This window comes from Haemophilus parainfluenzae (genome assembly GCF_036288925.1).
Taxonomy (GTDB): Bacteria; Pseudomonadota; Gammaproteobacteria; order Enterobacterales; family Pasteurellaceae; genus Haemophilus_D.
Map to the genome: position 1 here is coordinate 1,174,039 of NZ_CP127167.1, position 26,556 is coordinate 1,200,594.

Genomic DNA, 26,556 nt, shown 5'->3' on the forward strand with positions numbered 1-26,556 from the left:
TTAGGAAAAAAGCTTCACTTTTTCGATTTTATGTTTGACAAACTTGCGCTTTTTCGGTATTTCTAAACATATCTTTTTTCAAGGTAAAAATACAATGAAAAATAACCGCACTTTCACTATTACCACCATTATTATGACCATTACGACAATTAATGGGGCGGGTTAGTGCGTAGCAAACAGGATCAGGAAAACCCGCATCAATCTAGTGCGGGTTTTTTAATATTTAAAAATCACAACATCTGAGGATATTATCATGCGCGTATTAAAATTTGGTGGCACTTCATTAGCCAACCCTGAGCGTTTCTCGCAAGCGGCTCAATTAATCGAAAAAGCTCATTTAGAAGAACAAGCAGCCGGTGTGTTATCCGCTCCTGCTAAAATCACCAATCATCTTGTTGCCCTCTCTGAAAAAGCTGCATTAAACCAACCAACCGATACCCACTTTGACGAAGCCATTGAAATTTTCTATAACATCATTAATGGTTTGTATGCTGAAAATAATAAATTTGATCTTGCCGCTATCAAAGCTATTATTGATGCAGAATTTACCCAAATTCAAGGTTTATTAGAAGAAATCCGCCAAGCTGGCAAAGTAGAAGATAAAGTGAAAGCAACCATTGACTGCCGAGGTGAAAAATTATCGATTGCGATGATGAAAGCATGGTTTGAAGCACGTGGATACAGTGTTCACATTGTAGATCCGGTTAAGCAATTATTAGCACAAGGCGGCTACTTAGAATCGTCAGTTGATATTGAAGAATCGACAAAACGCGTTGATGCGAAGAGTATCGGAAAAGATAAAGTTGTCTTAATGGCAGGTTTTACCGCTTGTAATGACAAAGGTGAATTAGTGTTATTAGGGCGTAATGGTTCTGATTATTCAGCCGCTTGTTTAGCGGCTTGTTTAGACGCATCTGTTTGCGAAATCTGGACTGATGTAGACGGCGTTTATACTTGTGATCCACGTTTAGTACCAGATGCACGTTTATTACCAAGCCTTTCTTATCGTGAAGCAATGGAACTTTCTTATTTTGGTGCGAAAGTGATCCATCCGCGTACAATTGGTCCATTATTACCAAAACAAATTCCATGTGTAATTAAAAATACGGGTAACTCATCTGCGCCAGGTTCTGTAATTGATGGTCATGTAAAATCTGAAGGTTTACAAGTGAAAGGGATTACTAACCTTGATAACGTGGCGATGTTTAACGTTTCAGGACCTGGTATGCAAGGTATGGTGGGAATGGCCGCTCGCGTTTTCTCTGCGATGTCAAAAGCTGGTATTTCGGTGATTTTAATCACTCAATCTTCTTCTGAATACAGTATTAGTTTCTGTGTGCCAGTAAAATCAGCAGATGCTGCGAAAGCGATTTTAGAACAAGAATTTGCGACAGAATTAAAAGCCCATGACTTAGAACCAATTGAAGTGGCAAAAGATCTTTCTATTATCTCTGTTGTGGGCGATGGTATGAAACAAGCTAAGGGTATTGCTGCTCGTTTCTTCTCTGCATTGGCTCAAGCGAATATTAGCTTAGTAGCAATTGCACAAGGTTCTTCTGAACGTTCAATTTCAGCAGTAGTGGCGCAAAATAAAGCGATTGAAGCTGTGAAAGCGACTCACCAAGCCCTTTTTAATAATAAGAAAGTCGTCGATATGTTTCTAGTCGGCGTCGGTGGTGTAGGCGGTGAATTGATTGAACAAATCAAACAACAAAAAGAGTACCTTGCAAAGAAGGATATTGAAATCCGTGTTTGTGCCTTAGCGAATTCAACAAAAATGCTTTTGGATGAAAACGGGTTGAATTTAGATAATTGGAAAGCAGACCTTGAAAATGCAACCCAACCTTCTGATTTTGATGTGTTGTTATCTTTCATTAAATTACATCACGTGGTGAACCCAGTCTTTGTTGATTGTACAACAGCTGAATCGGTCGCAGGACTTTATGCGCGTGCGTTAAAAGAAGGCTTCCACGTGGTAACCCCAAACAAAAAAGCGAATACCCGTGAATTAGCCTATTACCATGAATTACGTCACAATGCCCAAGCGAGTCAACATAAATTCTTGTATGAAACCAACGTAGGCGCAGGTTTACCTGTTATCGAAAACTTACAGAATTTATTGGCAGCGGGAGATGAACTTGAGTATTTTGAGGGTATTTTATCTGGCTCGCTTTCTTTCATCTTCGGTAAATTAGAAGAAGGACTTTCTCTTTCTGAAGTGACCGCACTTGCTCGAGAAAAAGGCTTTACAGAGCCCGATCCTCGAGATGATTTATCGGGTCAAGATGTGGCACGTAAATTGCTTATTTTAGCGCGTGAAGCAGGTCTAGAACTTGAGCTTTCCGATGTGGAAGTGGAAGGCGTGTTACCGAAAGGCTTCTCTGAAGGCAAATCAGCCGATGAATTTATGGCGATGTTGCCACAATTAGATGCGGAATTTAAAGCGCGTGTTGAAGCTGCGAAAGCAGAAGGCAAAGTATTGCGTTACGTAGGCCAAATTAAAGATGGCCATTGCAAAGTGTCAATCATTGCAGTGGATCAAAATAATCCATTGTATAAGGTGAAAGACGGTGAAAATGCCCTTGCATTCTATACGCGTTATTATCAACCAATTCCGTTGCTATTACGTGGCTACGGTGCGGGTAATGCCGTGACTGCAGCAGGCATCTTTGCGGATATTTTAAGAACATTACACCACTAAAAAGGACTTAACATGTTAAGAATTTATGCTCCAGCATCGAGTGCAAATATTAGTGTAGGGTTTGACACATTAGGCGCAGCCATTTCACCGATTGATGGTTCATTATTAGGTGATGTCGTACAGATTGAGTCTATTCTAAGTGGTTTCGAGCTCGAAAGTGCGGGCTATTTTGTGCGTAAATTGCCAAAAGAGCCGCAAAAAAATATCGTGTATCAGGCCTATGTGCTGTTTAGTGAGCAATTAAAATTACGCAATGTGAGAGTCAAACCATTGCGTTTGACCCTTGAGAAAAATATGCCGATTGGTTCGGGATTAGGCTCAAGTGCCTGTTCTATTGTGGCTGCATTAGTGGCATTAAATAAATTCCACGATGAAGCATTTTCAAAAATGGAATTGTTAGAAATGATGGGCGAGTTAGAAGGTCGTATTTCTGGTTCTATCCATTATGATAATGTGGCACCTTGTTACTTAGGCGGAGTGCAATTTATGGTACAATCCCTCGGTAACATTTGCCAAAAACTGCCATTTTTTGATAATTGGTATTGGGTCTTAGCTTACCCAGGCATTGAGGTTTCAACCGCTGAAGCACGTGCAATTTTACCAAAAAGCTACACACGTCAAGATGTGATTTCTCATGGTCGGCATTTAGGTGGCTTTGTGCACGCATGTCACACTCATCAAGAAAACCTTGCAGCAATGATGATGAAAGATGTGATTGCAGAACCTTATCGTGAGGCTTTATTACCCAACTTCGCGGAAGTGAAACAAGCTACGCGTGATTTAGGCGCATTAGCGACGGGAATTTCAGGTTCTGGACCAACGATTTTCTCCATCGCACCCGATTTACAAACGGCAACAAAACTCGCGACTTATTTAGAAAATCATTATTTACAAAACAATGAAGGCTTTGTGCACGTTTGTAAGGTCGATAATGATGGCGCGAGAGAGCTCGGTTAAATAACAAATCGCTTTATCCCCTCTTTTATAAGAGGGGGAATAACATTTTATTAAAACTCTATAATTAACGGATATACAATGAATTTGTACAACATCAAACACCCTGAAGAACAAGTGAATTTTGCGCAAGCAGTACGTCAAGGACTTGGCAAAGATCAAGGTTTGTTCTTTCCGGAAACGATCCCCGCTTTAACTGATATTGACGAGTTATTATCCTTACCATTGGTTGAACGTAGCCAAAAAATTCTTGGCGCATTAATCGGTGAAGAATTACCGAAAGCCACTTTGGATGCGATGGTGAAAAATGCGTTCACCTTTATGGCACCATTAGAAAAAGTGGAAGACAATATTTATGCCCTTGAATTATTTCATGGTCCAACCTTAGCGTTTAAAGACTTTGGTGGTCGTTTTATGGCACAAGCACTCGCAGCAGTACGTGGTGATGGCAAAATTACTATTTTAACAGCCACTTCGGGCGATACTGGTGCGGCAGTTGCGCATGCATTTTACGGGTTGGAAAACATCAATGTCGTGATTTTATATCCGAAAGGCAAAATCAGCCCATTACAAGAAAAACTATTCTGTACTTTAGGTGGCAATATTCGCACTGTGGCGATTAATGGTGATTTCGATGCATGCCAAGCGTTAGTCAAACAAGCGTTTGATGATGCAGAACTACGTCAAGCGATTGGTTTAAACTCAGCGAACTCTATTAATATTAGCCGTTTATTGGCGCAAGTTTGTTATTACTTTGAAGCAGTAGCGCAATTACCAAAAGAAAAACGTGATAACGTCGTGGTTTCTGTACCAAGTGGTAACTTCGGTAACTTAACCGCAGGATTAATTGCGAAAACATTAGGTTTACCAATTAAACGCTTTATTGCTTCCACCAATGCGAACGATACCGTGCCACGTTATTTAGAATCAGGTAATTGGGCTCCTAAAGCGACTGTAGCCACGCTTTCTAATGCGATGGATGTCAGTCGCCCGAACAACTGGCCTCGTGTAGAAGAGTTATTTAAACGTAATGGCTGGAGTTTAAGTGATTTAGGTTCTGGTATGTTAAACGATAGCGAAACAGAAGAAACCTTAAAAGCGATGTACGCAAAAGGTTATTTATGTGAACCACACGGTGCAATCGCCTATCAAGTATTGAAAGATCAACTTAAAGCGGATGAAACCGGTATTTTCTTATGTACGGCACATCCTGCAAAATTTAAAGAGTCTGTGGAGCGTATTCTTTCGCTCGATCTTCCATTGCCAGAAGCGTTGGATAAACACAATAAATTGCCATTACTTTCTGATGAAATGGATGACGATTTTGCACAATTACGTGCATATTTGCTGAAATAATAAAAAAGTGCGGTTAATTTTGATCTGACCCCAAAAAGTTAGACTGTTATTTAAAGGATTGTTTTCGATATTGTACCGGACTCAGTCCTTTTAATTTTAGTTGAATCCGTCGATGATTATAGTAATCCAAATAATCCCTGACGGCATCAACTATCTCTTCTTTTGTTTTAAATTCCCGACCATAAAAACATTCTGTTTTTAATCGTCCAAAGAAACTTTCCATTGCGGCGTTATCTAAGCAATTCCCTTTTCTCGACATACTTTGAATGATGCCATGTTCAGCTAAAATTCGACGATAAGCTACCATTTGATATTGCCATCCCTGGTCTGAATGTAAAATGACACCACAAGCTTTATTTAATCCTTTGACGGCTTGCATTAACATGTCTTCTACTTGCGCCCAGTTTGGGGAATAGCTGAGGTTATAGGAGACTATCTCATTGTTAAATAAGTCTAAAATCGGGGATAAATAGACTTTACTCCCATCTTTTGCCTTAAACTCGGTGATATCGGTCACCCATTTTTGTTTCGGGGCCGTTGCACTAAAATCGCGTTCAAGATGATTCGGTGCTATCACCCCTATCGTGCCTCGATAGGTGGTAAATTTCTTGCTTTTTCTTGACCGCACTTGAAGTCCAAGTGTCTGCATTAAACGTTGAACTTTTTTATGATTCACGCCTGGCAAGCTGGCATGAACACGTCGGTAGCCATAATCAGGATGATTGGCTTTGATGCGTTTAATGGCCTTTTTCAGCTCCTCATCCTTATCCGGTTTAATCTGAAGTTTCGCAAAAAACGTACTACGCGCTAACTGTGCAAAGCCTAAAAGCCATTTTAACGGATAGCGTGTTCTTAACCTTTGGATAATTTCCGTTGCTCGGCTTCGTCCTGAAGTCTGAGCCTTCTCAACTCCTTTAGGTAGGCTACCTCCGCTTCAAGCTGTAAAATTCTCAGGCGTAAACGGTCTTCTTCAGTTTTGGGTGGCGGTGGCATTCTGGCATATTTAGGTTTCATAGGCGGTCGTCCTGATGGTTTACGGGGAATAAGTCCCTTTATGCCACTTTTTTCAAACCGTTTCAACCATGTCCCGACTAGGGCGTTGGAAGGAATATTGTAAAAACGAGCTGCTTCTCTAATACTCATTTTTCCATTCAAAATAGGTTGAAGAATTTGTAATTTAAATTCGATTGTGTAGTGTTTACCCATAAAAAATCTGCACCTCAATTGTTGGTTTGTTGAGTCCAACTTTTGGGGTGCAGATCATTTTGACCGCACTTTTGTTTTATCTCTCAAAAGGGCGGGATAAACGCCCTTTATTTTTTAGGAGTTAATCTTCTTTTCCTAAGATTTGATTCACTTCACTCTTGTAGAGTACGGCTTTAGCACCGAAAATGGCCTGCACGCCACCGCCTACTTCAAGCACATCAATTGCACCTAATTTTTTCAGTGTGGCTTTATCAACGGCTTTTACATCCTTAACAGAAACACGTAAGCGAGTAATACACGCATCCACGTTTTCAATATTTTCAGCGTTACCTAATGCTGCAATAATTTTATGTGCATTTTCAGTCAGTGAACTTGTTTCTTGTTCTACATTGTCTTCGGTTTCTTCACCACGTCCTGGCGTCATTACATTAAAGATGCGAATCAAGAAAACGAAAGAGAAATAATAGAGCAGTGCCCAAGGAATACCAACGAAAATTACACGCAACCAATGAGTGTTTTCATCACCTTGTAAAATGCCGAAGAGCAAGAAATCAATAAAACCACCAGAGAAAGTATTCCCGATAGAGATATTTAAATAATCGGCAATAAAGAAAGATACACCATCTAAGAAAGCGTGGAATACATAAAGCCATGGTGCGACAAACAAGAACATAAATTCGATCGGTTCTGTAATGCCAGTAATGAAAGAGGTTAGGGCTGCACCAAGGAATAAGCCGCCAATTTGTGCACGACGTTTTTTCGGTACACAGTGATACATGGCTAAGCAGGCTGCTGGTAAGCCAAACATCATGGTATCAAAACGGCCAGCAAAGAAACGAGTCCCTTCAGTAAATAAACCGTGGTGATTTGGATCGGCTAATTGAGCGAAAAAGATTTTTTGTGCACCGACAATCATCTCGCCATTAACCATTTCCACACCGCCTAATTCAGAATACCAAAATAGCGGATAAATCATGTGATGTAAGCCAACCGCACCAGATAATCGCATCAAAAAACCATATAAGAATGTTCCAAAGCTTCCCATAGAGGCGATGCTTTTACCTGCCGAAACGAGCCATTGTTGGAAGGTTGGCCAAATGAGGAAGAAAACCAATCCAACAAAAATGGCTGAAAAAGCGGTAACGATTGGCACAAAGCGAGAGCCGCCAAAGAAACCTAATACTTGTGGTAATTGGATGTTGTGATAGCGATTGTGTAATTTAACGGTAATCAAGCCCATCACCAATGCGCCAATTACACCCGTATCAATGCTTTTTACATCAGGAGAGAAAATCGGAATTAATGCGGCAATGGTACCCGTCATAATGAGATAACCAACAACGGCAGCGAGAGCTGCAACGCCTTTGTCACGTTTGGCTAAGCCGATACCTAAACCAATACACAATAATAAGGCTAAATTAGCGAACACTACGCTACCGGCTGCTGACATAATCTGAAACAGACCTTGCAGCGCCTCATTATTTAAAATTGGATAGGCTTGCACTGTTGCTTTATTGGAAAGCGCACCACCGATCCCGAGCAAAAGACCTGCAGCAGGCAAAATAGCAATCGGCAACATGAATGCCTTACCGACTTGTTGAAGTTGTTTAAACATAGAACCTCCTGTGATTACTTTTTCGAAATGTAACGTATTTGAAGAGAAAAATCTGTGAAACCGCTCACAGTTTCAATCTAACACCTTGCTTTGATGAGTTTTAGCTTATGTTGGCGTGCGGTGGATTTCCTTTTATAATGCAATCAAACTGATATGTTTATTCATTATTTTTATGACAACTTTTATTGCCTACGCCAATATTCAACAACCTTTTCCTTTTGATGAAATTCCTAGGGAACTAGTCCCTAAGGATTTGCATACGGAACCGCAAGGAAATTCTCGGATAACGCAACGACATCAATGTCGTCGATTGGCGCATTTTTTACTTTGGCAGTTGCTAAAAACAGCGGAAAAATCAACCGCACTTTTAGGGCGAATTTATCGTACACAAAGTGATAGACCACAATTTCCCGTCGAGAATATTGATTTTAATATTAGTCACTCTGGTGATTGGGTCGCCGTATTGCTGCATATTAATGAATCAGAAAAAAGTGCGGTCGGTATTGATATTGAATTTTCAAAAAAACGGAATTTTTCTGCGCTCATGGCGCATTTTGCGACACAAGCAGAACAAGAATGGTTTGCTAAACAGCCTGATGCAGACCTGGCCTTTTATCGTTGTTGGTGTTTGCGTGAAGCTGTATTGAAATCACAAGGCATAGGAATAGTGAAGTTATCAAGTGTGACGCATTTGCCTGAACAACTGCAGATCTTTTCAGATTATTGTCCGAAAGGTGCGTTGCTCTTTACGGATGAATTGCCTTTTTACTTTGCGGCATTTATAAATCAGTCAAAAATTCAACCGCACTTTTATCACTGGAATGGAAAAAAATTACTCAAAAAAAATATAAAAAAATCCTTGATTTACCAAGTAAATGAATAAAAGAAAATCCTTGAAAATATTCAAGGATTTTTTATTTTATAAAACTTGATTCGCCACTTGTATTTTCATAGACTAACCCCATTTATTTCGATAAACTCATTAAAATTTTTAGACAAATGGAGAACGTAATGTCGCAAAACGGTCCAGATCAAGATCCTTGGGGTAAACCGGGACAGAGCAGCGGTCCAAAACAGTCAGATAATTCATCAGATAAGCAAAATGAAAATGGCTGGGGCTCGCGAGACAATAAAAATCAGGAGCAATCACCACCAGATATTGAAGAAGTATTCAATAATCTGTTGAAAAAATTAGGTGGGGGTAATAAAAAAGGCGGTTCAAATAATACTTCGCCGAATATGCCTTCATTCAATTTAGGTAAAATTTTACCGATCGCCGCGGTGATCGGGGGAATTATTTGGGGGGCAAGCGGTTTTTACACCATTAAAGAAGCGGAACGTGGTGTGACGTTACGTTTTGGTGAGTTTCATTCTATCGTTCAACCAGGTTTAAACTGGAAGCCAACCTTTGTTGATAAAGTGATTCCAGTGAATGTAGAACAAGTTCGTGAGCTTAAAACGCAAGGTGCGATGTTAACTAAAGATGAAAACATGGTTAAAGTAGAAATGACCGTGCAATATCGCGTGCAAAATCCTGAAAAATACTTGTTTAGCGTGAGCAATGCGGATAATAGTCTCGGACAAGCGACGGACAGTGCACTTCGTTATGTGATTGGTCATATGACCATGAATGATGTGTTGACAACGGGTCGAGCAGTGGTGCGTGAAAAAACGTGGAAAGCGTTAAATGATATTGTTAAACCTTATGATATGGGCCTTGAGGTCATTGACGTGAACTTCCAATCCGCACGTCCACCAGAAGAAGTAAAAGATGCTTTCGATGATGCGATTAAAGCGCAGGAAGACGAACAACGTTACATTCGTGAAGCAGAAGCTTATGCTCGTGAGAAAGAGCCAATTGCTCGCGGTGACGCACAGCGTATTATCGAAGAAGCTACTGCTTACAAAGATCGTGTTGTGCTTGATGCGCAAGGGGAAGTGGAACGTTTACAACGTCTTTTACCTGAATTTAAAGCTGCGCCTGATTTGTTAAAAGAGCGTCTTTATATTCAAACCATGGAAAAAGTCATGGCAAATACGCCGAAAGTCATGTTAGATGCAAATAATGGTAACAATTTAACCGTATTACCATTAGAACAATTAATGGGTAAAAAAGCGGCTCAACCGACTACTACAACACCTGAAAGTGCGGTCAGTTCTGCACCTGTTTCAACACAGGAACGTCGTGTAGAAACGCAAACGACTCAACCAGTTCAATCAAATGAAGGCATTCGCCAAGGGAGATTTAACTAATGCGTAAATTTTTACTTCCGATTATTGTGGTGATTGCTGTGGTGCTATATTCCAGCGTCGTGGTTGTAACTGAGGGCTCGCGTGGCATCATGTTGCGTTTTAACAAAGTACAACGTGATGCAGAAAACAAAGTTGTGGTGTATGAGCCAGGTTTGCATTTCAAATTGCCTTTCATTGATAGCATTAAAGTGCTTGATGCGCGTATTCGTACCCTTGATGGTTCAGCTACTCGTTTTGTGACAGTTGAGAAAAAAGACTTATTGGTGGATTCCTATGTAAAATGGAAAATCAGCGATTTTGGTCGTTTCTATACTGCAACGGGTGGTGGCGATTATAACCAAGCTTCAAGCTTATTAAGCCGTAAAGTGAATGACCGTCTGCGTTCAGAAATAGGTACTCGTACAATTAAAGATATCGTTTCAGGTACGCGTGGTGAATTAATGGCGGGGGCGAAAAAAGCGTTAAATTCAGGGCAGGATAGTACCTCTGAATTAGGGATTGAAGTCGTCGATGTTCGCGTAAAACAAATCAATTTACCGGATGAAGTTTCTTCTTCGATTTACCAACGTATGCGTGCAGAACGTGATGCGGTTGCCCGTGAACACCGTTCTCAAGGTAAAGAAAAAGCGGCCTTCATTCAAGCGGATGTGGATCGTAAAGTCACCTTGATCTTAGCGAATGCAAACAAAACTGCACAAGAATTACGTGGTAATGGTGATGCAGCAGCGGCAAAATTATATTCTCAAGCCTTTGCTCAAGAACCACAGTTTTATAGCTTTATTCGTAGCTTAAAAGCCTATGAAAGCAGCTTCGAAGGTTCAGGTAATATGATGATCTTGAAACCTGACAGTGATTTCTTCCGCTTTATGCAGGCGCCAAAGAAATAAACAAAAGATAATGAAAAGTAAAGTGCGGTTAGAAATGATCTGCACCCCAAAAGTTGGACTCAACAAACCAACAATTGAGGTGCAGATTTTTTATGGGTAAACACTACACAATCGAATTTAAATTACAAATTCTTCAACCTATTTTGAATGGAAAAATGAGTATTAGAGAAGCAGCTCGTTTTTACAATATTCCTTCCAACGCCCTAGTCGGGACATGGTTGAAACGGTTTGAAAAAAGTGGCATAAAGGGACTTATTCCCCGTAAACCATCAGGACGACCGCCTATGAAACCTAAATATGCCAGAATGCCACCGCCACCCAAAACTGAAGAAGACCGTTTACGCCTGAGAATTTTACAGCTTGAAGCGGAGGTAGCCTACCTAAAGGAGTTGAGAAGGCTCAGACTTCAGGACGAAGCCGAGCAACGGAAATTATCCAAAGGTTAAGAACACGCTATCCGTTAAAATGGCTTTTAGGCTTTGCACAGTTAGCGCGTAGTACGTTTTTTGCGAAACTTCAGATTAAACCGGATAAGGATGAGGAGCTGAAAAAGGCCATTAAACGCATCAAAGCCAATCATCCTGATTATGGCTACCGACGTGTTCATGCCAGCTTGCCAGGCGTGAATCATAAAAAAGTTCAACGTTTAATGCAGACACTTGGGCTTCAAGTGCGGTCAAGAAAAAGCAAGAAATTTACCACCTATCGAGGCACGATAGGGGTAATTGCACCGAATCATCTTGAACGCGATTTTAGTGCAACGGCCCCGAAACAAAAATGGGTGACAGATATCACCGAGTTTAAGGCGAAAGATGGGAGTAAAGTCTATTTATCTCCAATTTTAGACTTATTTAACAATGAGATAGTCTCCTATAATCTCAGCTATTCCCCAAATTGGGCGCAAGTAGAGGACATGTTAATGCAAGCCGTCAAAGGATTAAATAAAGCTTGTGGTGTCATTTTACATTCAGACCAGGGATGGCAATATCAAATGGTAGCTTATCGTCGAATTTTAGCTGAACATGGCATCATTCAAAGTATGTCGAGAAAAGGGAATTGCTTGGACAATGCCGCAATGGAAAGTTTCTTTGGGCGATTAAAAACGGAATGTTTTTATGGTCGGGAATTTAAAACAAAAGAAGAGATAGTTGATGCTGTCAGAGATTATTTGGATTACTATAACCACCGACGGATTCAACTAAAATTAAAAGGACTGAGTCCGATACAATATCGAAAACAATCCTTTAAATAACAGTCTAACTTTTTGGGGTCAGATCAGAAATAACCGCATTTTTTATTGCTAAATTCTAAAAGAAATTAGCCCTCTATAAAGTAAAAATATCTTAAATGCAATCAATCAAATCTATAGCCAAAGCAGATCAAATCCACATAAAAAATAAGTCAATTTTTTGGCATAATTACCTAACTTTAAACTTTACCTTTTTTATGTTTTATTGATCGTTTGGAGGATTAGATGAAAAAACTGATTATTGGCGGTGCAGCCATTGCTATCTTAGGTTATTTTGGCGTTGTGGGGTATTTACATCAATTTGATAAAGAGAACGCGACCCAACTTTTAATGGAAAATCGCTATACGGGCGAACAAGAAAAAGTGGCAAAAGCATTGTTTGATAACAGCTGCCAATATTGTCATAGTCCAAACACGCCACTTCCATTTTATTCAAAATTTCCGATTGTGGGGGATGAAATGCAATCGGATATTCAGCGTGGCCTTCGTGCTTTCCGTCTAGATCGTTTAGTTGAAGGCTTAAAAGATCCGAGCAAATTATCCCAAGCTGATTTAGCAAAGCTACAGCGAGTGCTTGAAAATAATGAAATGCCAATTGCTAAATTCAGACATCTTCACTGGGGAAGCAAACCAGATGAGCAAGAAAAAGTGGCGTTGCTTAACTGGATTCGTGAAGCACGTAAAATGTCTTTACCAAAAGAAACACCCAATGTTGATGCCGATCGTTTAGTGCAACCGATTCCAGACAGTATTGCGAAAGATGAAGCAAAAGTTGCGTTAGGCCATGATCTTTTCTTTGATGGTCGTTTATCAGGCGATGGTTCTATTCAATGTCATACTTGTCACCAATTAGATAAAGGTGGGGTGGATAGACTTGATACTTCAACAGGGATTGAAGGTAAAAAAGGTCCGATTAACGCACCAACTGTATTCAATGCCGCATTCAACTTTGTACAATTCTGGGATGGCCGTGCGGCAGATTTAGCGGATCAAGCAAAAGGTCCTCCAACAAATCCGGTAGAAATGGGATCGCACTCTTGGGATGACATCGTGGCACGTTTTGAAATGGATGAAGAGTTCAAAAAAGCATTCTTAAAAGAATATCCACAAGTGACGAAAGAAACCTTAACTCATGCGATTGGTGAATATGAAAAAACATTAATTACGCCAAATAGTGATTTTGACCGTTATTTGAAAGGGGATAAAACAGCTTTGACTGAGCAACAAGTTCATGGTTATGAGTTATTCAAACAACATAAATGCGATACTTGCCATACTGGTGTAGCAATGGGCGGACAATCTTATGAATACATGGGACTCTACGGCGATTACTTTAAAGATCGTGGTATGCCATTAACTGATGCCGATGAAGGTCGATTTGCTCAAACTAAAGATCCATTCGATATGCATCGTTTCAAAGTACCAACCTTACGTAACGTCGCACTTACTGCACCATATTTCCATGATGCGTCAGCAAAAGACTTAAAAGATGCTGTTATTGCAATGTTGAAATACCAAAGCAACGTGCAACAGCCTGCTCAAAAAGATGTTGAAGATATTACCTCTTTCTTAGAAAGTTTAACAGGTGAATTTAAAGGTGAAAAATTAAAATAATCCTTTGAGTTATAAATAGAAACGACTGCAAATGCGGTCGTTTTTTATGAGCGTTGTTTAGCAAAGAGGAGGAAATTCAATAATATAAGCTTATCTTATTTTAGACTAAGTATTCTACGGGAGTAGGACATCAAGTAATTCGGGATAAGCAGCCGCTGAATAGAGATCTTAACTGTAAAATTTACGGGGTTTTACAGTGTTTTTCACTTAAAAGAGATCTGTATAAGTTTGTAGGAGATTACAGTATATTGATTTATAAAGTGTTTTTATCTTTTACGTGATAGTTAATAAGAAATTTTAATTTTATTTTTAATGATTGGCGGCATCGCCACTAAGATAAATAATTTATAAATGAAAGTGTAAAAAAATGGAAATTTAACCGCCACTTTATCGCCACTTAAGAAAGAATTGGTGGGTCGTGAAGGATTCGAACCTTCGACCAACGGATTAAAAGTCCGCTGCTCTACCGACTGAGCTAACGACCCAACTAGATGATTTTAAAGTAAATTTTAAAATCTTTTGATTGGTGTTTAAATGGTGCCCGAAGCCAGACTTGAACTGGCACGCCTCGAAAGGCGAGGGATTTTAAATCCCTTGTGTCTACCGATTCCACCACTCGGGCATTGAGTGATTAACTAACTACGTGGTTATGGAGGCGTGTCCCGGAGTCGAACCGAGCTACATGGATTTGCAATCCAGTGCATAACCGCTTTGCTAACACGCCGTTAGTTTGGAGCGGGAAACGAGGCTCGAACTCGCGACCCCGACCTTGGCAAGGTCGTGCTCTACCAACTGAGCTATTCCCGCATACGCTGTTAGTGCGGTGCATTTTACGGGAATTTGAAATTCTGTCAATCGAAGATCTGAAAAAAAAATTCAAATGTTGAAAAAATCTTCGTTTCGGTTGAAATTACAGCAAAATTTAACACAAGAATATAATTTTCACAGAGTTTTCAATTTCTACTTTTATCGTGAGTGGCTTTATGACAAAATTGGAACGTTTTGCTCGCCATTAAATAAAGAAAAGTGCGGTCAAGTTTTTGCATGTTTTAGAGGTAAATTATGACACAACAATATTCTATCGATACATTATTAGCCCAAGCGGGGAATCGCAGTGATGAACGCACTGGTGCGGTTTCAACGCCAATTTATCTTTCAACGGCCTATGGTCATCATGGGATTGGCGAAAGTACTGGGTTTGATTATACCCGCACGAAAAACCCAACGCGTAGTGTTTTGGAAGATACCGTAGCAAAATTAGAAAATGGTGATCGTGGTTTTGCCTTTTCCTCCGGCATGGCGGCAATTCAAGTGTTGATGAACCTATTTAAAGGTCCTGATGAATGGATTGTGTCAAGTGATGTATATGGTGGAACTTATCGCTTATTAGATTTTGCCTATAAAAATAACAACAGCGTGAAACCCGTTTATGTGAATACTGCTTCTTTAACTGAAATTGAAGCCGCTATTACAGCGAATACAAAAGCAATTTTTATTGAAACCCCATCAAATCCATTAATGGAAGAGTGTGATGTGGCAGAAATTGCGAAGTTAGCGAAAAAACACAACTTGTTAATGATTGTGGATAATACCTTCTTAACTCCAGTGCTATCTCGTCCATTAGATTTAGGCGCAGATATTGTCATTCATAGCGGTACAAAATATATTGCGGGTCATAATGATAGTTTAGTGGGCTTGATTATTGCAAAAGGGCAAGAACTTTGTGATCGTATCGCCTATATTCAAAATGGTGCAGGTGCTGTACTTTCGCCATTCGATTCTTGGTTAACCGTGCGTGGTATGAAAACTCTTTCATTACGTATGAAACGCCATCAAGACAATGCGAAGGCGATTGCGGAATTTTTACGCGAACAACCACAAATTGATAGTGTGTTATATCCAAACAAAGGCGGTATGCTGTCTTTCCGTTTGAAAGATGAAAATTGGGTGAATACGTTCTTAAAATCAATCAAGTTGATTACCTTTGCGGAAAGCTTAGGCGGTACAGAAAGTTTTATTACTTATCCTGCGACCCAAACTCATATGGATATTCCTGAAGCAGAACGTGTCGCCCGTGGTATTACAAACACATTGTTGCGTTTTTCTGTTGGTTTAGAAGATGTGGAAGACATCAAGGCTGATTTATTACAGGCATTTGCACAGCTTAAATAGTTAGTTTTTATCAATCGAACTAATCTGTGCAATTCTATATACCTTGTGCTATTATGCACGGCATCAATTAATGTTAGGTGTTAATTAATCAACATCTTATTAGATAAGGAAATAAAAATGAGCGAAGTATTACATATTACTGATGCAGATTTCGAAACTGCGGTTGTGCAATCAGATATCCCTGTATTAGTGGATTTTTGGGCACCTTGGTGTGGTCCTTGCAAAATGATTGCGCCAATTTTAGATGAAATCGCACCTGAATTCGCAGGTAAAGCAAAAATCGTTAAAATCAACGTAGATGATAACCAATTAGTGGCAGGTCAATTTGGTGTACGTAGTATCCCAACTTTACTACTTTTCAAAAATGGCCAACTTGTTGCAACACAAGTCGGTGCGTTACCAAAAAATCAATTAGCGGCGTTTATTAATCAACACCTATAATTGAGTTATTAAACATAAAAGAGCGGTCAAAAATTTTGATGTTTTGGCCGTTCTTATTTTTTCTCTCGCCAATAAGTGGCAAAACGAGGTTTTCCGGAGTTGGTTAATCCACGATATTTGTAGGTAATCGTGCTGCCAATAGGTGGTGGATTTTCACGCTCATTCAGATTAAATCCTGAACCGATTTTGAATTTTCCACGATGATTTTCACAGGTGAGTGAACCGAGTATATTTTCAAATTGTCCTTTTCCTTTATGATGCTCAACCACCATACATTCTTCATCATAAGCGGTTTTAAGCTTCAAAATTTGTGTACTGCGTTTCCGTTCGTAAGGGGCGTTAGGATTACGTAACACAACCCCTTCACCTTTTTTTGCTTCTACTTCATGTAAATAGTTGAATAAGTGCGTTTTATCTTGGATTGGAATTTGTGGAATAATCTTGATATAAGACGTAGGGTTGTTTTTCAAATAATCTTCTAAGGTTTTGAGACGTTCAAAGAGGTTGCCTGAGGCATTCGGTACATCAAAAACATAAAGTGTTAATTTTGCCCAATTATCACCTTTAAAGGATTTCGTAATAGAAGCAATTTCTTCAAATTGATTACGTTCACTAAATAGCTCACCATCAATGGCAAAAGGTGGAAATTGAGCGGTAAAATAGGCGGGTGCGGGTAAGGGTAATCCTTGACGGCTTAATAGCGCTTTGCCATCCCAATAACCTCGTATCCCATCTAATTTTTCTGACATTACCCAACCTTGAATATCTTGGTTCTCATAGGTGCTTAATAGCATTAAATCACTATCATTTGCCCAAGTTATCAGACTGAATAGCATACAAAGTAATAAATAAACTACTCGCATAATCTCTCCTTTTAAATTGTTTGAGTTTAAAAAGTGCGGTCATTTTTTACAGCGTTTTTAATTGAATTTGTGATTCGTATCGCAAAATAATGAGAAGTAAGCTGGAAAATAGAGAGATAAGAAAGAGCGCTAGATTATTTGAAATGAACGCTATACAATGCCAACACTATCTCGAATTTTAATTTTTAAGGAGAATAAAATGTATTTTGATCAAATTAAAGCGGAGCTTGTGGAAGCACAAGATGTATTAAATAAGTTTGTTTCAGATGATAACAATATCAAACTCATTGAAAAAGCAGCTAAATTGTTAGCCGAAAGCTTTAAAAATGGCGGGAAAGTATTATCTTGCGGTAATGGTGGTTCTCACTGTGATGCTATGCACTTCGCAGAAGAACTAACTGGTCGTTATCGTGAAAATCGTCCGGGTTATCCTGCAATTGCGATTTCTGATGTAAGTCATTTAAGCTGTGTAAGTAATGACTTTGGCTATGAATATGTATTCTCTCGCTTTGTTGAAGCAGTGGGTAAAGAAGGCGATGTTTTATTCGGGTTATCGACATCAGGCAATTCTAAAAATATCTTAAATGCAATTGAAGCGGCGAAAGCAAAAGGCATGAAAGTGATTGCGATGACAGGTAAAGATGGCGGTAAAATGGCAGGCCTAGCGGATGTTGAAATTCGTGTGCCACACTTTGGTTATGCAGATCGTATTCAAGAAATCCACATCAAAGTGATCCATATTTTAATGATGTTAGTTGAATTTGAAATGGCGAAAGAGGCTTAATACACGACAAGCGCGGTTAAAATTCAATGATTTAAAGATCCCAAAAAGTTTTTTGGGATTTTTTATAAAAAATGCTTGCATAAATAATCACTAAAAAGTAATATTTATTCAATCTTACGAATCAATCAAGGATAGCAGTAAACTTAAAATGGCGATTAGTGTTAAAAATTTGAATTTCTTTTACGGTTCATCACAGGCATTGTTTGATATCAATCTTGATGCACAAGAAGGCGATACCGTGGTGTTACTCGGACCAAGTGGGGCAGGGAAAAGTACGTTAATCCGTACATTAAATTTATTAGAAGTGCCAACTTCTGGCGAATTGCATATTGCGAATAACCATTTTGATTTGTCTCAGGCGAATAATAATCCGAAAGCTATTCGTCAACTTCGTCAAGATGTGGGCATGGTATTTCAGCAATACAATCTTTGGCCACATTTAACCGTGATTGAAAACCTAATTGAAGCGCCGAAAAAAGTGTTAGGTATTAGCGAGGAAGAAGCGAAAAAAGATGCATTAGAACTTTTAAAACGTTTACGTTTGGAAGAGCATGCCGATCGTTTCCCGCTTCACTTATCTGGCGGTCAGCAACAACGTGTTGCCATTGCTCGAGCATTAATGATGAAACCGCAAGTGTTGTTGTTTGATGAGCCAACGGCTGCACTAGATCCAGAGATTACAGCTCAAGTTGTTGATATCATTAAAGAACTTCAACAAACAGGCATTACTCAAGTAATTGTAACCCACGAAGTGAATGTGGCACAAAAAGTGGCGACAAAGGTCGTTTATATGGAACAAGGTAAGATTATTGAAATGGGCAGTGCAGATTGCTTTGATAATCCAAAAACCGAACAATTTAAACAATATCTTTCACACTCAGAATAAGGAAACACAACATGAAAAAATTACTTTTAACCGTAATGTTAATGGGCTCAGCTTTTGCTGCGAATGCACAAGAAATCACTTTCGCGATGGAACCAAGCTATCCGCCATTTGAAACAACGAATGAAAAAGGCGAAATCATCGGTTTTGATGTGGATGTAGCGAATGCAATTTGTAAGGAAATTCAAGCAACTTGTCACTTTAAAAGCCAAGCATTTGATGCGTTAATTCCAGGCTTAAAATCTAAACGTTTTGATGCTTCAATTTCTGCGATTGATATTACGGATGCTCGTGCAAAACAAGTGGCATTCTCTAATGCTTACTATGATAGTTCAGCAAGCTATGTAGGGTTAAAAGGTAAAGCAGATTTATCTTCAGCAAAAACTGTTGGTGTTCAAAACGGAACAACATTCCAACAATATACTGCAGCAGAAAGCAAACAATATAATGCGAAAGCTTATGCTAGCCTTCAAGATGCGATCTTAGACTTAAAAAATGGTCGTATTGATATTATCTTTGGTGATACAGCGGTGCTAGCAGATATGATTTCAAAAGAAGCTGAAATTCAATTTGTAGGTGACAAAGTAACAGACAAAAAATATTTCGGTAATGGTTTAGGTATCGCGGTAAATAAATCAAGCAAAGAATTGCTTGAAAGCTTGAACAAAGGTTTGGAAGCGGTGAAAGCAAACGGCGAATACCAAAAAATCTATGATAAATGGATGACTAAATAATCTATGTTTTATGATTATCTTACATTAATTGGACACGCAGCCCTAATGACTTTAGGGCTTGCTATTTGCTCTCTGATTGTCGGTTTATTACTCAGCATTGTTTTTACCGCCTTAGAAGCCAATAAGTATGTATTTATTGCAAAGCCAACGGCGATTATCATTGCTTTATTACGTGGTTTGCCAGAAATCTTAGTCGTATTACTGATTTATTTTGGGTCAACTCAAGTCGTGGAAATGCTGACGGGTGAGTATATCGAATTCAGCGCCTTTGATTGTGGTGTATTTGCATTGTCTTTGATTTTTGCCTCTTATGCTTCACAAACTTTGCGTGGTGCGATTCAAGCTATTCCAAAAGGGCAGTGGGAATCAGGTGCAGCTTTAGGATTAAGCCGTCCTTATACCTTCATTAATTTAATCATGCCACAAGTATGGCGACATGCTTTACCGGGCTTAAGCAATCAATGGTTAGTCTTATTAAAAGATACAGCGTTGGTATCATTAATTGGTGTCGATGATTTAATGCGTCAAGCAGGATACATCAATACCAATACACATGAGCCTTTCACTTGGTATGGCATTGCAGCCTTGATTTATTTAGTGATTACGTTGATCAGCCAAGCGGGGATTCGCAAATTAGAATTACGTTTCACTCGATTTGAACGGGGAGTCGAATAATGTTTCAAGAGTATTTAGCTGTTATTGCTCAAGGTATTCCGACTAGCCTGTTGCTTACGGTTGTCGCATTGTTTATTGCCTTTTTCCTCGCATTGGGCTTAACCTTCTTGCTTTCTATTGGCAATAAATTGGTGAAAAGTGCGGTCAATTTGTTCCTTGTTTTATTTACAGGTACCCCACTTTTAGTGCAATTTTTCTTAATTTATGCCGGTCCTGGTCAATTCCAATGGTTGGTGGACAGCCCATTATGGGGATTATTCTCCAACGCATGGTTCTGTGCAGCATTAGCTTTGGCTTTGAATAGTGCGGCTTATTCAACCCAATTATTCCACGGAGCAGTAAAAGCGATCTCTAAAGGTCAATGGGAAAGCTGTGCGGCATTAGGATTAAGTCGTATGCAGACTTTAAAAATCCTCATTCCTTATGCGTTAAAACGCGCACTTCCTTCTTATACCAATGAAATTATTTTGGTATTTAAAGGTACAGCATTAGCTTCTACCATTACGATCATGGATATCATGGGATACGCACGCCAACTTTATGGTACTGAATATGATGCGCTCACTATCTACGGTATTGCAGGCGGTATTTACCTCATCATTACTGGTATCGCCACTTTATTACTCCGTCAGTTAGAAAATAAAGTGTTGTCATTCGAACGTATTGATACCGCAAAAGCATAAAGTGCGGTCAAAAATAGAAACAAATCGGGCAGTTTAAAAATTGCCCGATTTTTATTATAAATTCGAAGTGAATTTATTTTTCAGGCTTATAATATAAAGTGCTGAGGAGAATATTATGAAACCTATTTGTGTCGTCTTAACGGGTGCTGGAATTAGTGCTGAAAGTGGTATTCCTACTTTTAGAGCAGAAGATGGCTTATGGGCTGGGCATAAAGTGGAGGAAGTTTGTACGCCTGAAGCCTTGCAAAAGAACCGAGCGAAAGTGCTCGATTTCTATAACCAACGCCGTAAAAATGCGGCAGCAGCTAAGCCCAATGCAGCGCATCTCGCCTTAGTTGAACTAGAAAAAGCCTATGATGTGAGAATTATCACGCAAAATGTGGATGATTTACATGAACGCGCAGGAAGTTCAAATGTTTTACATTTGCATGGAGAATTGAATAAAGCTCGTAGTAGTTTTGATGAAAGCTATGTTGTGGATTGTTTTGGCGATCAGAAATTAGAAGATAAAGATCTAAATGGACACCCAATGCGCCCTTACATCGTCTTTTTTGGCGAAATGGTGCTGATGTTAGAACGTGCTGTGGATATTGTTGAACAAGCGGATGTGGTATTAGTGATTGGCACTTCTTTGCAAGTATATCCAGCCAATGGCTTGGTCAATGAAGCCCCAAGCAAAGCGCCAATTTACTTGATCGATCCAAATCCCAATACAGGTTTTGTTCGTAAGCAAGTGATTGCCATAAAAGAAAAAGCAGGCGAGGGGGTGCCGAAGGTGGTGGCAGAGTTATTAGAGAACATCAAAAATACATAGAAAAACGACCGCACTTTTTAAACAAATAGCGAATTTAGTCGCTATTTATCATTACTTCTCTTGTTTCTGCTTAAGCATATATAATAAGCCTAATAATGGTATAGCCTTGAGTCAGATATTCTTTTAAACGTGCAGTTGCCCAACGGCGGAAACTAATGCCTTGTTTAGATTTTACTCTATAACCAACAGAGATAATCATATCTAAATCATAATGCTCAATTTCACGATTGACTTGGCGTTTACCTTCTTGGCGAACTATCCGGAATTTCCGGATAGTTGATTCTTTCTCTAGTTCTTCGTCATCAAATATATTGGTAATGTGCTCATTGATGGTGCGAATATCCTTACCAAATAACATGGACATCTGCGCTTGGGAAAGCCAAACGGTGTCATTTTCAAATCTTACTTCTACTTGCGTTGTGCCATCTTGAGCTTGGTAAATTTCAATTGGGTTTTGGTTATTCATGTTCTTTTCCTTAATAATTTACATGTATATATAAACAGATAAATATACATATTGCAATACAGGTAATTGAAATGAAACTAGCGTTTTCTTCAACGACACGACGGATTGGGTTCTGATTAAAGTGCGGTCAAAATTCTTATCGTTTTTTGACCGCACTTTTTATTCTCCTGTCAGCCAGCTTGCGAGCAAAATAACGAGGGTGAAAATAGCGAACCAGATAAGGTGAAGTTTAGTGCTTTTTCGATTGATTTCGGCATTTTGCTGGCATCGTTCTTCGAGTTTTTGTTTATAAATTTCAAGATCTTCTACTTTAAAAGAAAACCCACAATTTGGACAAAATTGAGCGGATGCGCTGATTTTTTTACGACATTCAGGGCAGCGAGTAAGAGCCATTGATGATCCTTTTTTAATTATTTGAATTTATGAGCTTATTGTAAGTGAAAAAAGTGTAATGATAAACGTGACATGGATCACAAAATTGAAACAATGTAAAAATTAAAATTTTTGATTTTGAGAATTTTAACTTAGAATACCGCCGACGAAGTCTAGCGTATGGCTAGATTTCGGTATTCATTTATTCCTGAGGAGTATTTTTTATGTTGTGGTTTTTCTTCTGCGTGGCGTTATTGCTTGCAGGTTATTTCTTTTATAGTCGAGTGATTGAGCGCATTTTTGTGATCAATCCAAATCGTCAAACGCCTGCGTATACCATGAATGATGGCGTTGACTATATGCCAATGTCTAAAACTAAGATTTGGTTAATTCAATTATTAAATATTGCGGGTACTGGTCCAATCTTTGGTCCGATTCTTGGTGCGTTATATGGACCAGTAGCTATGCTTTGGATTGTCATTGGTTGTATTTTTGCCGGTGCAGTACACGATTATTTCTGCGGAATGTTAAGTGTGCGTAATGGCGGAGCATCTATGCCTAACCTCGCAGGTAAATACTTAGGTCGTCCGGTTAAAGCATTTATTAACATCTTAGCGGTTGTTCTTTTATTATTAGTGGGAGTGGTATTTGTAGCAAGTCCAGCTCAATTAATGGGTACGATTACAATGGATGTATTAGGTGCTTCTGCGGGAGGACTTTCTATCAGCAATGCAGAAGAGATTCATCATGCGGTTGAAGCAGGTGGTATTACCGTTTGGGGTATGGATAAAGCGACGGTTATCAGTGTTTGGACTGCTATCATCTTCATTTACTATATTCTTGCGACATTACTTCCTGTTGATAAAATTATTGGTCGTATCTACCCGTTCTTTGGTGCATTATTGCTCTTTATGTCTGTTGGTATGGTATATGGTTTAGTCAGTGCAGATCTTAGTTCAGCAGATCCGATTTCTTTCTATCGTTCTGTGGACGGTATGTCTTTTGAGAAATTCTTCCAAAATTTTGAAACCCGTGGGGATTTACCATTATGGCCACTCTTGTTCTTAACAATCTCTTGTGGTGCATTATCTGGTTTCCACGCAACACAAAGCCCATTAATGGCGCGTTGTACTGAAAACGAAAAAGAAGGACGTTTCATTTTCTACGGTGCGATGATAGGCGAAGGTATAATTGCATTAGTATGGTGTGCGGTTGGTTTGAGTTTTTATGATTCTTTACCGGGTCTATTGGAAGCGATTAAAGCAGGCTCTCCATCTAAGGTCGTTTATGACTCTTCAATTCATTTCTTGGGCTTGATTGGTGGCATTTTTGCAGTATTAGGTGTGGTTGTTCTTCCAATTACATCAGGCGATACAGCATTCCGTGCGGCACGTCTTGTTATTGCAGAATTTTTCCATTTAGAACAAAAAACCTTAGCTAAACGTTTAATTATTGCTGTGCCATTATTCGTGGTTGGTTATATCGTATCAAAAGTGGATTTCTCTATCTTATGGCGTTACTTCACTTGGGCGAACCAAACTACTGCGATGGTTATGTTATGGACTGCAGCTGCGTATTTATATCGCTATAATAAATTCCACTGGATATGTACAATCCCTGCGGCATTTATCAGTACAGTATGTTTCACTTACCTTGCATACAACAAAATCGGTTTTGGTTTAGACTATCAATTATCTGTTTATATCGGCTTAGGCTTAACAGTACTTTGTTTAGTTTTATTCTTCACACAGCTTAAACCATTAGGTAATCGTGATGAAGAAGCGTATGTAAATAACTAATTAAATCGAGTTAAAAATTGAAAACCGTTTGAGTAAAATCTCAAACGGTTTTTTTGTTTATGTTATTACCAGAATTTACTAATCTTTACGTTTTAATTGCTTGCAAGTTAAGGCTACAACCGATAAACTTACACAAAGTGGTGAAAAGTGGAATTTTGTGGAGAATTCTGTCAATTTTTTCTAAAAATAAAGGTTTAAAGCTAGAGAAATGTTTCGTGGGGCAGCAGCGGTAAATTTAGATGCAAAGGGTCGAGTAGCGATTCCTACGCGTTACCGTGCTGAAATCATGGAAAAGAACCAAGGCCAAATGGTTTGTACCGTTGATATTCGTCAGCCTTGTTTATTACTTTATCCTTTAGATGAATGGGAAAAAATCGAACAAAAACTACTTTCACTTTCCAACTTTGACCCAAACCAACGCCGCTTACAACGTGTGATGCTCGGTTATGCCACAGAATGTGAAATGGATGCGCAAGGTCGTATCTTATTAAGTGGTCCATTGCGCCAACACGCAAAATTAGAAAAAGGTTTAATGTTGGTTGGGCAGTTGAACAAATTTGAAATTTGGAGCGATACCGAATGGTATGCACAAATTGATGAAGATATCGAAATTGGCTCAAGTGCTGAATTCGGTGCTTCTGAAGAACTAAAAATGCTGTCATTATAGAACAGCAGCACTAGCAGGATAAGCGGTGCAAGTACCGCTCTATCTTTTCTTTATTGATTTTGATTTAACCTTTATTTATGACTACGCAAAATTCCTTTTCTGCACCTGAACATATCACAGTTTTGCTTCACGAGGCGGTGGATGGTTTGGCGTTGAAAGAAAACGGAATTTATATTGATGGGACCTTTGGTCGTGGTGGTCATTCTCGTCTTATTCTCTCCCAACTTTCTGAACATGGTCGTTTAATTGCGGTAGATCGCGATCCTCGTGCGATTGCTGAAGCTGAAAAAATTCAAGACCCTCGTTTTCATATCGAACATACAAGCTTTTCACACATTCCAGACATCTGTCAAAAACTTGATTTAGTTGGTAAAGTTGACGGAATTTTGCTGGATTTAGGCGTGTCATCTCCACAGCTTGATGAAGCTGATCGTGGTTTCAGTTTTATGAAAGATGGTCCGTTAGATATGCGCATGGATACCACACAAGGTTTATCAGCAGCAGAGTGGCTAAAACAAGTATCTGTTGATGATTTAACTTGGGTGTTAAAAACCTTCGGCGAAGAGCGTTTTGCAAAACGAATTGCTACTGCCATCGTAGAATTCAATAAAAGTGCGGTCAAAAATGGCACAGAATGTTTAAGTCGTACTTCTCAGCTCGCTGAATTAATTGCTCAAGCTGTGCCGTTTAAAGATAAACATAAGCATCCTGCGACGCGTAGTTTCCAAGCCATTCGAATTTATATTAATGCGGAATTAGATGAATTAGAAAGTGTACTAAATTCTGCATTAGATATGTTGGCACCAGAAGGACGTTTATCGATTATCAGTTTCCATTCACTTGAAGACAGAATGGTAAAACATTTCATGCGTAAGCAAAGCAAAGGCGAGGATATTCCAAGAGGTTTACCACTACGTGAAGATCAAATTCAACGTAATCAAAAGTTAAAAATCATTGGTAAAGCGATTCAGCCGAGTGAGGCAGAAATTTCGGCAAATCCACGCTCAAGAAGTGCGGTTTTACGTATTGCGGAAAGGGTGAAATAAGATGTTAGAAAATAGCGAACGTTATCCTTTACAACATATTCTCGTTGAAGATATTTTTTCTTCTAATAAATTAATTGTTATCTTACTTTTATTAATTTTAGCTTCTGCAATGGGCACAATTTGGATGACACATCAAACACGAGGCCTAATTTCTGAAAACGGGCAGTTGGTATTGCAACATCAAGCCCTTGAAAACGAATATCGCAATTTGCAATTACAAGAAGCAACCGAAAGTGATAATACAAGAGTTGAATCCATTGCGATTGGTACATTAAAAATGCAACGTGTTCAAAGTGAACAAGAAGTGGTTATTTTTGAATAG

General features: G+C 39.1%; 26 protein-coding genes, 4 tRNA genes, 1 pseudogene and 1 other annotated feature. Of the genes and pseudogenes, 21 read left to right on the forward strand and 10 right to left on the reverse strand.

Annotated features, from left to right (window positions below; all coding sequences use genetic code 11):
- The first annotated feature begins 107 nt into the window (after positions 1-107).
- Positions 108-221: a sequence feature (Thr leader region), on the forward strand.
- 32 nt (positions 222-253) lie between these two features.
- The 3 genes from thrA to thrC all read left to right on the forward strand — a co-directional run bounded on the left by thrA (position 254) and on the right by thrC (position 5,011).
- Entirely contained in the window at positions 254-2,701 is a 2,448-nt protein-coding gene (thrA, locus tag QQS40_RS06025) for a bifunctional aspartate kinase/homoserine dehydrogenase I (RefSeq protein ID WP_329504305.1), read from the forward strand.
- 12 nt (positions 2,702-2,713) lie between these two features.
- Positions 2,714-3,658: a homoserine kinase gene (gene thrB / locus QQS40_RS06030; protein WP_329504307.1), complete on the forward strand. Its 945-nt coding sequence runs from the start codon at positions 2,714-2,716 to the stop codon at positions 3,656-3,658.
- 78 nt (positions 3,659-3,736) lie between these two features.
- A complete protein-coding gene (gene thrC, locus QQS40_RS06035) occupies positions 3,737-5,011 on the forward strand; it encodes a threonine synthase (RefSeq protein WP_329504309.1) in 1,275 nt (424 codons plus the stop codon).
- A gap of 46 nt (positions 5,012-5,057) precedes the next feature.
- On the opposite strand, the gene QQS40_RS06040 is transcribed toward thrC, so the two are convergent.
- The 3 genes from QQS40_RS06040 to QQS40_RS06050 form a co-directional block, all read right to left on the reverse strand.
- Complete coding sequence (locus QQS40_RS06040; RefSeq protein WP_329506711.1) at positions 5,058-5,879, reverse strand: IS3 family transposase; 822 nt, start codon at positions 5,877-5,879, stop codon at positions 5,058-5,060.
- Positions 5,864-6,217: a helix-turn-helix domain-containing protein gene (locus tag QQS40_RS06045; protein ID WP_128787400.1), complete on the reverse strand. Its 354-nt coding sequence runs from the start codon at positions 6,215-6,217 to the stop codon at positions 5,864-5,866. Before QQS40_RS06045 ends, QQS40_RS06040 begins: the two co-directional genes overlap by 16 nt.
- A 121-nt stretch (positions 6,218-6,338) precedes the next feature.
- On the reverse strand, positions 6,339-7,832 hold the full coding sequence (locus tag QQS40_RS06050) for a PTS transporter subunit EIIC (protein WP_329504313.1): 1,494 nt from the start codon (positions 7,830-7,832) through the stop codon (positions 6,339-6,341).
- Positions 7,833-8,004: 172 nt separating this feature from the next.
- On the opposite strand from QQS40_RS06050, the gene QQS40_RS06055 reads away from it, so the two are divergent.
- The 6 genes from QQS40_RS06055 to QQS40_RS06080 all read left to right on the forward strand — a co-directional run bounded on the left by QQS40_RS06055 (position 8,005) and on the right by QQS40_RS06080 (position 13,835).
- Positions 8,005-8,715, forward strand: a complete 711-nt coding sequence (locus QQS40_RS06055; protein ID WP_329504315.1) for a 4'-phosphopantetheinyl transferase family protein — start codon at positions 8,005-8,007, stop codon at positions 8,713-8,715.
- Positions 8,716-8,843: 128 nt separating this feature from the next.
- On the forward strand, positions 8,844-10,085 hold the full coding sequence (gene hflK, locus QQS40_RS06060) for an FtsH protease activity modulator HflK (RefSeq protein WP_329504316.1): 1,242 nt from the start codon (positions 8,844-8,846) through the stop codon (positions 10,083-10,085).
- On the forward strand, positions 10,085-10,972 hold the full coding sequence (gene hflC, locus QQS40_RS06065) for a protease modulator HflC (protein ID WP_289901324.1): 888 nt from the start codon (positions 10,085-10,087) through the stop codon (positions 10,970-10,972). The genes hflK and hflC overlap by 1 nt, the downstream gene beginning before the upstream one ends.
- A 92-nt stretch (positions 10,973-11,064) precedes the next feature.
- A complete protein-coding gene (locus QQS40_RS06070; RefSeq protein WP_128787400.1) occupies positions 11,065-11,418 on the forward strand; it encodes a helix-turn-helix domain-containing protein in 354 nt (117 codons plus the stop codon).
- On the forward strand, positions 11,406-12,224 hold the full coding sequence (locus QQS40_RS06075) for an IS3 family transposase (RefSeq protein ID WP_253257864.1): 819 nt from the start codon (positions 11,406-11,408) through the stop codon (positions 12,222-12,224). Before QQS40_RS06070 ends, QQS40_RS06075 begins: the two co-directional genes overlap by 13 nt.
- A gap of 222 nt (positions 12,225-12,446) precedes the next feature.
- Positions 12,447-13,835 (forward strand): cytochrome-c peroxidase, encoded by a 1,389-nt coding sequence (locus QQS40_RS06080; protein WP_289901323.1) that lies wholly within the window; start codon positions 12,447-12,449, stop codon positions 13,833-13,835.
- 409 nt (positions 13,836-14,244) lie between these two features.
- On the opposite strand, the gene QQS40_RS06085 is transcribed toward QQS40_RS06080, so the two are convergent.
- The 4 genes from QQS40_RS06085 to QQS40_RS06100 form a co-directional block, all read right to left on the reverse strand.
- Positions 14,245-14,320 (reverse strand) — tRNA-Lys (locus tag QQS40_RS06085).
- Positions 14,321-14,370: 50 nt separating this feature from the next.
- Positions 14,371-14,457 (reverse strand) — tRNA-Leu (locus QQS40_RS06090).
- Between the two features lie 28 nt (positions 14,458-14,485).
- Positions 14,486-14,559 (reverse strand) — tRNA-Cys (locus tag QQS40_RS06095).
- A 7-nt stretch (positions 14,560-14,566) separates the two neighbouring features.
- Positions 14,567-14,642: transfer RNA gene (locus QQS40_RS06100), tRNA-Gly, on the reverse strand.
- Positions 14,643-14,897: 255 nt separating this feature from the next.
- Here QQS40_RS06100 and QQS40_RS06105 point away from each other — a divergent pair.
- A complete protein-coding gene (locus tag QQS40_RS06105; RefSeq protein WP_289901322.1) occupies positions 14,898-16,007 on the forward strand; it encodes a methionine biosynthesis PLP-dependent protein in 1,110 nt (369 codons plus the stop codon).
- A 117-nt stretch (positions 16,008-16,124) separates the two neighbouring features.
- The gene (gene trxA, locus QQS40_RS06110; RefSeq protein ID WP_049364449.1) at positions 16,125-16,448 is read left to right on the forward strand and encodes a thioredoxin TrxA; all 324 of its coding nucleotides are present in this window, start codon (positions 16,125-16,127) and stop codon (positions 16,446-16,448) included.
- Positions 16,449-16,501: 53 nt separating this feature from the next.
- Here trxA and QQS40_RS06115 read toward each other — a convergent pair whose 3' ends face one another.
- A complete protein-coding gene (locus QQS40_RS06115) occupies positions 16,502-17,311 on the reverse strand; it encodes a DNA ligase (RefSeq protein WP_289901321.1) in 810 nt (269 codons plus the stop codon).
- 199 nt (positions 17,312-17,510) lie between these two features.
- Between QQS40_RS06115 and lpcA the strand changes: the two genes are divergently transcribed.
- The 6 genes from lpcA (at position 17,511) to QQS40_RS06145 (ending at position 21,884) form a co-directional block, all read left to right on the forward strand.
- Entirely contained in the window at positions 17,511-18,095 is a 585-nt protein-coding gene (lpcA, locus tag QQS40_RS06120) for a D-sedoheptulose 7-phosphate isomerase (RefSeq protein WP_014065007.1), read from the forward strand.
- 148 nt (positions 18,096-18,243) lie between these two features.
- Positions 18,244-18,981 (forward strand): arginine ABC transporter ATP-binding protein ArtP, encoded by a 738-nt coding sequence (gene artP, locus QQS40_RS06125; RefSeq protein WP_005696556.1) that lies wholly within the window; start codon positions 18,244-18,246, stop codon positions 18,979-18,981.
- Between the two features lie 11 nt (positions 18,982-18,992).
- A complete protein-coding gene (locus tag QQS40_RS06130) occupies positions 18,993-19,712 on the forward strand; it encodes a lysine/arginine/ornithine ABC transporter substrate-binding protein (RefSeq protein ID WP_289901320.1) in 720 nt (239 codons plus the stop codon).
- A 3-nt stretch (positions 19,713-19,715) separates the two neighbouring features.
- Positions 19,716-20,387 (forward strand): arginine ABC transporter permease ArtQ, encoded by a 672-nt coding sequence (gene artQ, locus QQS40_RS06135; protein WP_289901319.1) that lies wholly within the window; start codon positions 19,716-19,718, stop codon positions 20,385-20,387.
- Complete coding sequence (gene artM, locus QQS40_RS06140; protein ID WP_049375226.1) at positions 20,387-21,070, forward strand: arginine ABC transporter permease ArtM; 684 nt, start codon at positions 20,387-20,389, stop codon at positions 21,068-21,070. Before artQ ends, artM begins: the two co-directional genes overlap by 1 nt.
- Before the next feature lie 115 nt (positions 21,071-21,185).
- On the forward strand, positions 21,186-21,884 hold the full coding sequence (locus tag QQS40_RS06145; protein ID WP_289901318.1) for an SIR2 family NAD-dependent protein deacylase: 699 nt from the start codon (positions 21,186-21,188) through the stop codon (positions 21,882-21,884).
- 94 nt (positions 21,885-21,978) lie between these two features.
- Here QQS40_RS06145 and QQS40_RS06150 read toward each other — a convergent pair.
- Both QQS40_RS06150 and QQS40_RS06155 read right to left on the reverse strand, forming a co-directional pair.
- Positions 21,979-22,350: pseudogene (locus QQS40_RS06150) on the reverse strand (virulence RhuM family protein); the annotation flags it as partial.
- Positions 22,351-22,509: 159 nt separating this feature from the next.
- The gene (locus tag QQS40_RS06155) at positions 22,510-22,743 is read right to left on the reverse strand and encodes a zinc ribbon domain-containing protein (RefSeq protein WP_289901317.1); all 234 of its coding nucleotides are present in this window, start codon (positions 22,741-22,743) and stop codon (positions 22,510-22,512) included.
- A 203-nt stretch (positions 22,744-22,946) separates the two neighbouring features.
- Here QQS40_RS06155 and QQS40_RS06160 point away from each other — a divergent pair, with 203 nt between their 5' ends.
- The 4 genes from QQS40_RS06160 to ftsL all read left to right on the forward strand — a co-directional run bounded on the left by QQS40_RS06160 (position 22,947) and on the right by ftsL (position 26,556).
- Positions 22,947-24,521, forward strand: a complete 1,575-nt coding sequence (locus tag QQS40_RS06160; protein WP_289901316.1) for a carbon starvation CstA family protein — start codon at positions 22,947-22,949, stop codon at positions 24,519-24,521.
- A gap of 208 nt (positions 24,522-24,729) precedes the next feature.
- The gene (mraZ, locus tag QQS40_RS06165) at positions 24,730-25,188 is read left to right on the forward strand and encodes a division/cell wall cluster transcriptional repressor MraZ (RefSeq protein WP_005696540.1); all 459 of its coding nucleotides are present in this window, start codon (positions 24,730-24,732) and stop codon (positions 25,186-25,188) included.
- 77 nt (positions 25,189-25,265) lie between these two features.
- Positions 25,266-26,234: a 16S rRNA (cytosine(1402)-N(4))-methyltransferase RsmH gene (rsmH, locus tag QQS40_RS06170; RefSeq protein ID WP_289901315.1), complete on the forward strand. Its 969-nt coding sequence runs from the start codon at positions 25,266-25,268 to the stop codon at positions 26,232-26,234.
- 1 nt (position 26,235) lies between these two features.
- Positions 26,236-26,556, forward strand: coding sequence for a cell division protein FtsL (gene ftsL, locus QQS40_RS06175; protein WP_302482248.1), 321 nt, complete (start codon positions 26,236-26,238; stop codon positions 26,554-26,556).